Source organism: Acinetobacter sp. RUH 2624 (assembly GCF_000162375.2).
Lineage (GTDB): Bacteria > Pseudomonadota > Gammaproteobacteria > Pseudomonadales > Moraxellaceae > Acinetobacter > Acinetobacter nosocomialis.
This window is the reverse complement of sequence record NZ_KI391939.1, coordinates 2,663,863-2,670,164: the sequence shown is the minus strand read 5'-3', so window position 1 is coordinate 2,670,164 and position 6,302 is coordinate 2,663,863. Positions and strand designations below refer to the sequence as shown.

Below are 6,302 nucleotides of genomic sequence, written 5' to 3'. Positions count from 1 at the left end.
CGTAGCTTCGGTGGTGAAGATCGTCCGCGTCGTGAGTTCAACTCTGACCGTCCACGTCGTGAAGGTGGTTTTGAAGATCGTCCAAAACGTAGCTTTGGTGGTGAAGATCGTCCACGTCGTGAGTTCAACTCTGATCGCCCTCGTCGTGAAGGTGGTTTTAACGATAAGCCTCGTTTTGATTCAAATGATGACAACCGTGGTAATCGCGTAGATTATAAACCTCGTCGTGAAAATGGTTTTGGTGACCGTCCACAACGTAGTTTTGGTGGCGAAGATCGTCCACGTCGTGAAGGTGGTTTCGGTGATCGTCCAAAACGTAGTTTTGGTGGTGAAGACCGTCCACGTCGCGCAGTTCGTGAAGAACATTTTAATCAAGAATCTCGTGGTGAACGTCGTCGTAAATTCGACCGTTAATCTTAAAAAGATTTAAAAAAAGGCCAGTTAACATACTGGCCTTTTTTATTTTTCAGTTTTGTTATAAAATAACAAAGTGTAAAATAGTTCAACATTTATTGTAATAATGCGTAAAAGTAAGCGAAAAGAGACTCCTTTGGCATGGTTGAGTAAATTATTACTTCAACATGGTTTGCCATACCTTTTTATTGCACTCGCTTTGTGTAATGGAATCTATTTTGCCTATGCTTTATTAACTGGCCATTTCGTAGATCAGTTTCAAGTTCTCAATCAGTAAATTTCTTTCAAAATCTAGCTCATATTGATGAATGAGCTTGTTTCGCTTTTGTCAAAATTACAACAAGATTCTCAAAATTCAGTGTTATAGTATGCTGGCATAAAAGTGCAGGAATGATTGCCATTATGAATAATAAAACTCCTCTCTCGACTCAGTCACTCATTGAAGTGAAAAATTTGAGTTTTAATCGAGGGGAACGCGTCATTTATGACAATATTAGTTTAAATATACGTCGAGGCCAGATTACGGCCATCATGGGACCATCTGGTACAGGTAAAACGACTTTATTACGTCTGATTGGTGGGCAGCTTGTTCCCGATCATGGTGAAGTTTTGCTTGATGGTAAAGATATTGCTCAAATGTCACGTCAGGAATTGTTTGCAGCGCGTGCACGTATGGGAATGCTATTCCAAAGTGGTGCTTTATTTACCGATATGTCGGTGTATGAAAATGTCGCTTTTCCAATTCGTGCGCATACTAAGCTTTCTGAAAATCTGATTGCTGAACTGGTCGCTTTAAAGCTTGAGTCTGTTGGCCTGCGTGGAACAGAACAGCTTATGCCTACTGAGCTATCGGGTGGTATGAATCGACGAGTTGCTTTAGCTCGTGCAATCGCGCTTGATCCAGATTTAATTATGTATGACGAACCTTTTGCAGGGCAGGACCCGATTGTAAAAGGTGTTTTAACACGTCTCATACGTTCATTGCGAGAAGCTTTGGATTTAACCACCATTATTGTTTCGCATGATGTTCCTGAAACCCTATCTATTGCCGATTACATTTATGTTGTGGCAGAAGGAAAAATTCAAGGGGAAGGAACACCAGAAGAATTGCAAAAATATGCTTCTCCATTTGTAAAACAGTTCTTAACCGGTTCTGCAGAAGGTCCGGTTGAGTACCAGTTTAGCCACCAAGCTTATTTAGATAACGAGGTTCGTCCATGAATACGATTGCCTGGTTAGGTAGACTCGTTATTGAGCGGATTCGAGGGATTGGTGTTGCGGCACTGATGCTCTTACAAATTATTTTTTCATTACCTTCAGCCGGCGGTTTTGGACGTTTCGTCTATCAAATGCATCGTGTAGGGGTAATGTCTTTACTTATTATCACGGTATCAGGTTTATTTATTGGTCTGGTACTCGGATTGCAAGGCTACTCAATATTGGTCAATGTTGGTAGTGAATCAATGCTAGGCACTATGGTGTCTTTAACTTTACTGCGTGAGCTTGCACCAGTTGTTGCTGCTTTACTATTTGCTGGACGAGCAGGTTCTGCATTAACTGCTGAAATTGGTTCAATGAAACAAAGTGAACAGCTTGCCAGTATGGAAATGATTGGTGTTGACCCTTTAAAGCAAATCGTATCACCACGTCTTTGGGCTGGCATAGTCAGTTTGCCAATGTTAACTGTTATCTTTGCTGCGATTGGTATCGTTGGCGGTAAATTGGTTGGTGTTGACTTTCTTGGCGTTGATGAAGGCTCCTTCTGGAGTGGTATGCAAAATAATGTTCAATTTGGCCATGACGTTGTAAATGGCATCATTAAGAGCATTGTATTTGCTTTACTTTGTACATGGATTGCTGTTTTCCAAGGGTATGCATGTGATCCAACACCTGAAGGCATTGCAACGGCAATGACCCGAACGGTTGTATATTCTTCATTATGTGTTTTAGGTTTTGATTTCGTGTTGACTGCGGTCATGTTCGGAGGGATTTAATGAAATCACGTACTAGTGAGCTGGCCGTAGGTATCTTTGTCATTATCTTCGGTATTGCTTTATTCTTTTTAGCGATGAAAGTAAGTGGTTTGGTAGGTACAAACTTGAGCGAAGGTTACACCATGAAAGCTCAGTTTGATAATGTTAACGGACTTAAACCACGTGCTAAAGTAACGATGAGCGGTGTAACAATTGGTCGTGTTGATTCAATCACGCTTGATCCGGTTACACGTTTAGCTACAGTAACTTTTGATCTTGATGGAAAACTGACAAGTTTTAATGCTGAACAGTTAAAAGAAGTTCAAAAAAATGCTTTAGACGAATTACGTTATAGTTCTGATTATACGCAAGCGACTCCAGCGCAACAAAAAACAATGGAACAGCAACTGATCAGTAACATGTCATCCATCACCAGTATTGATGAAGATGCTTATATAATGGTTGCAACCAATGGTTTATTGGGTGAGAAATATTTAAAAATCGTACCGGGTGGTGGTCTTAACTACCTTAAACGTGGCGATACAATTTCTAATACCCAAGGAACGATGGATTTAGAAGATTTAATTAGTAAATTTATTACTGGTGGTGGCGCAGGTAAAGTTGCCGCTGGTTCATCATCCTCAGCAGAAGAAAAAGCTCCTGCAAGTACTGACAGCAGCGCACAGCCGTCATTTGTTGAGTAAGAGATTATTTGAAGGAGTGGTTCCAGGTGAATAAGTTGTTTAAACAAACCCTGACAGCAAGTGTTTTGTCTACTATGATTGCTGGTACAGCTTTTGCTGCACCTTCAGAAGCACCACCTGATTTTATTAAGCGTGTTGCTGATGGTTTGATTGCTCGTTTAAAAACAGATCATGCCAAGTTGCAAAACAACCCTGCTTTAGTTAAATCAATCATACGTCAAAATTTAGATCCGTATGTTGACTCACAAGCGTTCACTCGTATTGTGATGGGTACTTATGCGACAAATCAGTATAGTACGGCTGCACAGCGTGCTCAGTTTGAAACAAACTTCCGTAATACATTAATTGAGAATTACGGTAGTGCATTTGCTAAGTATACAAACCAGACTTACACCATGCGTCCTTATAAAGCGACAGCAGGCAAAAACCCTGTTGTAACTTTAGACTTCAACCACAATGGCGATAAAATTCCTGTGTCGTTCCAGTTGGCTGACAAAGGTTCGCAGTGGAAAATCCGTAACATCAATGTTTCTGGTATTGATTTAGGATTACAGTTCCGCAACCAGTTTGCTGCAACTGTTAAGCGTAATGGTGGCGATTTAAATAAAGCAATTGCTACGTTCCAACCTGATGCAGATGCTGCTGTTAATCAGAACAAACAAAAATAAGTAGGTGAAGAGTGGTTCAGTATCTTAACCAAGAGTTAGTTGTTTCAGGCAAAATCGATTTTGAAAATGCTGAACAACAATATCAAGCTGGATTGGCAATTATTAAAAAGCAGACTAGCTTTCCTCTAATTGTTGATTTAAAACAGCTTGAGCATGGTAATACGTTAGCATTGGCGGTGTTAGTTCAATGGTTACGTCAGACGCCACAGAAGTCTGGATTACATTTTAAAAATGTTCCAGAGAAGATGCTGAAAATCATTCAAGCTTGCCATTTGCAAGAAGATCTACATTTGGTCTGATTATGCAAAGATAAAAAAGCACCTAAATTTAGGTGCTTTTTTTATATAAAGGATTGGTGAATATGGACAGGCTTTAAATCCACTTTTTCCAGCGGAAATAAATGATAGGGCCAATAAAAAAGCCAATAATGATTAATAAGACTGCGATAAAACTACTTTTACCATGAGCAAAAGGCAATACTTCAGTGTTCATACCATAGATACTCGCGATCAGCATTGGTGGTGCTAACATACTTGGTAAAATCGAGAATCGACGAATCGTATCGTTTTGCTCAGTGTTAATGAACCCAGACGTTGTATCAAGCAAGAATCGTACTTTTTGGAATAAAAAAGCATCATGTTCTACAAGTGAACGAACGTCTTCACTTAGTTCTCGGATATCTGCATCGTAGATATGACTGCCTAAGGCACGTGGACGAGATAAAAATGTTAAGACTCTTCGTAAATCAATTAAACACAGTTGAGCTTTTCCAAGCATATCTTCTTGTTGAGCCAAGCGGGTAATCATGTCATCAAGGTCTAAAATCTTCTCACGTTGATGGTTGTTGAGCACCTCAGTAGAGTATTTTTCTAGATCCTTGTGGATATCTTCTAAGATATCCGCAAGCTCATCCAGTTTTGCTTCAAGCAAGCCCAATAAAATCCAAGTTGGATCTTTGTAATCCATTTCATAGTCATTACGACGAGCTCGCGCACGAAATGCACGAAATGCAACTAGCTTCTCACCACGCAAAGTAAATAAGCGATCTTTATGTAAAATAAATGCTACGGTTTGTACCATGGCAAGCATATGTGATGAATCTTCCGCATCTCCATCAACCTGATAATTTTTATTTTTCGTTAAAAAATAGGTGCTGATATGCAAAATGCCGTCATCATCACGGTAGAATCGAGCAGAAGATGAAATGTCTTCTAGCGACTTTAGTGTAGGTAAGTTCTGATCGTAGGCATCTAAGACCCATTGTTGTTCTTCTTGAGAGGGTGCAATTAGATCAAGCCATACTAATTCGGGATGTAGATCAAATCCACCGTTGATGGTGGCATCTTCCAGACTTCCGCGTTCTGTGGCATAAAAGGCTTCAAGCATGTGTCTTTTTTCCTCACGCAGTCTGATGGAAATTGATGGGTGTATTTTAGACAAGGATTTGCCGAAAAACACTTGCCAATACGCTATTTTGCAAAAAAAAACTCTGTCGATAGTCTAGTTTGTCAGCATGACAGTTCAATAAAACGGTTTTTATACTATGAATTCAATTTGTATTTTCTGTGGTTCATCTTTAGGTTCAGACCCAATCTTTCAACAAATTGCTCAATTAACCGGTCAAACTATTGCTAAACAAGGTAAAACTCTTGTTTATGGTGGTGGTCGTTCGGGTTTAATGGGCGTTGTCGCTGATAGTGCTTTACAAGCCGGTGGACAAGTCATTGGCGTCATTCCTCGTGCTTTAGTCGATCGCGAGTTAGCTCATCCCGGGCTGACAAGACTATATGTCGTCGAGAATATGCATGAGCGTAAGACCAAAATGGCAGATCTATCGGACGGTTTTATTGCTTTACCAGGTGGGGCAGGTACATTGGAAGAAATCTTTGAACAATGGACATGGGCACAATTAGGTATTCATCAAAAGCCGTGTGCTTTTCTAAATGTAGCGGGCTTTTATGAAGATTTGCTTAAAATGGTTCAAGGAACTGTAGATAAAGGTTTTAGCCAAGCAAGGTTTGCCGATAAATTGATCGCTTCGGATAAAATTGAGGATATTCTTCAGCAATTTGAACAATATCAGCCGCCTGCTCCAAAATGGACAAATGCGGATGTTCAACCATAAATGAGGTTAGATAGGTGAAAACAATTACGGTCGCCGCTGCGGTGATCTTAAATGAACAAAATGAATTATTGCTTGTTAGAAAGCGTAATACACAGGCTTTTATGCAAGTAGGCGGTAAACTGGAGCCGAATGAGGCTCCGGAAACTGCTATACAACGTGAAATCTTGGAAGAAATAGGTAGCTCGTGTGTAATAGAGCGGTTTATAGGCCGTTTTGAGACAGCAGCAGCCAATGAACCAGATCATACGCTGATTAGTCATTTATATTTAGTTCGTTTGAAACAGTCTCCACAAATTGCAGCCGAGATTGCTGAAATGAAGTGGATAAAATTTAATGATTCCGAGACAAAACTTGCGCCATTAACCAAAGAAATTGTAATTCCATGGTGTGAGCAGAACTTATCTACAACTCTATAATT

General features: G+C 40.0%; 9 protein-coding genes and 1 pseudogene. 9 read left to right on the top strand and 1 reads right to left on the bottom strand.

The annotated features are described in order from the left end of the window. The 7 genes and pseudogenes from HMPREF0014_RS26340 to HMPREF0014_RS19160 all read left to right on the top strand — a co-directional run. Nucleotides 1-414, top strand: a pseudogene (locus HMPREF0014_RS26340) (DEAD/DEAH box helicase); the annotation flags it as partial. Nucleotides 415-520: 106 nt separating this feature from the next. After that, on the top strand, nt 521-691 hold the full coding sequence (locus HMPREF0014_RS26335; RefSeq protein ID WP_004884605.1) for a hypothetical protein: 171 nt from the start codon (nt 521-523) through the stop codon (nt 689-691). 125 nt (nt 692-816) lie between these two features. Next, nucleotides 817-1,635: an ABC transporter ATP-binding protein gene (locus tag HMPREF0014_RS19180; RefSeq protein ID WP_004711782.1), complete on the top strand. Its 819-nt coding sequence runs from the start codon at nt 817-819 to the stop codon at nt 1,633-1,635. Then, complete coding sequence (mlaE, locus tag HMPREF0014_RS19175) at nt 1,632-2,408, top strand: lipid asymmetry maintenance ABC transporter permease subunit MlaE (protein WP_001091949.1); 777 nt, start codon at nt 1,632-1,634, stop codon at nt 2,406-2,408. Before HMPREF0014_RS19180 ends, mlaE begins: the two co-directional genes overlap by 4 nt. Continuing rightward, entirely contained in the window at nt 2,408-3,091 is a 684-nt protein-coding gene (locus tag HMPREF0014_RS19170; RefSeq protein WP_002049738.1) for an outer membrane lipid asymmetry maintenance protein MlaD, read from the top strand. The genes mlaE and HMPREF0014_RS19170 overlap by 1 nt, the downstream gene beginning before the upstream one ends. 26 nt (nt 3,092-3,117) lie before the next feature. Further along, entirely contained in the window at nt 3,118-3,759 is a 642-nt protein-coding gene (locus HMPREF0014_RS19165) for an ABC transporter substrate-binding protein (RefSeq protein WP_002049753.1), read from the top strand. An 11-nt stretch (nt 3,760-3,770) separates the two neighbouring features. Beyond that, complete coding sequence (locus HMPREF0014_RS19160) at nt 3,771-4,058, top strand: STAS domain-containing protein (protein WP_000250997.1); 288 nt, start codon at nt 3,771-3,773, stop codon at nt 4,056-4,058. A 73-nt stretch (nt 4,059-4,131) separates the two neighbouring features. On the opposite strand, the gene HMPREF0014_RS19155 is transcribed toward HMPREF0014_RS19160, so the two are convergent. Then, complete coding sequence (locus HMPREF0014_RS19155) at nt 4,132-5,145, bottom strand: CorA family divalent cation transporter (protein WP_002049699.1); 1,014 nt, start codon at nt 5,143-5,145, stop codon at nt 4,132-4,134. A gap of 157 nt (nt 5,146-5,302) precedes the next feature. On the opposite strand from HMPREF0014_RS19155, the gene HMPREF0014_RS19150 reads away from it, so the two are divergent. Together HMPREF0014_RS19150 and HMPREF0014_RS19145 are read left to right on the top strand one after the other, a co-directional pair. After that, nucleotides 5,303-5,884 (top strand): TIGR00730 family Rossman fold protein, encoded by a 582-nt coding sequence (locus HMPREF0014_RS19150; protein ID WP_002049746.1) that lies wholly within the window; start codon nt 5,303-5,305, stop codon nt 5,882-5,884. Between the two features lie 14 nt (nt 5,885-5,898). Next, nucleotides 5,899-6,300 carry an NUDIX domain-containing protein gene (locus HMPREF0014_RS19145; RefSeq protein ID WP_004884602.1) on the top strand — a complete coding sequence of 134 codons (402 nt, stop codon included), beginning with the start codon at nt 5,899-5,901 and terminating at the stop codon, nt 6,298-6,300. Nucleotides 6,301-6,302: the final 2 nt, after the last annotated feature.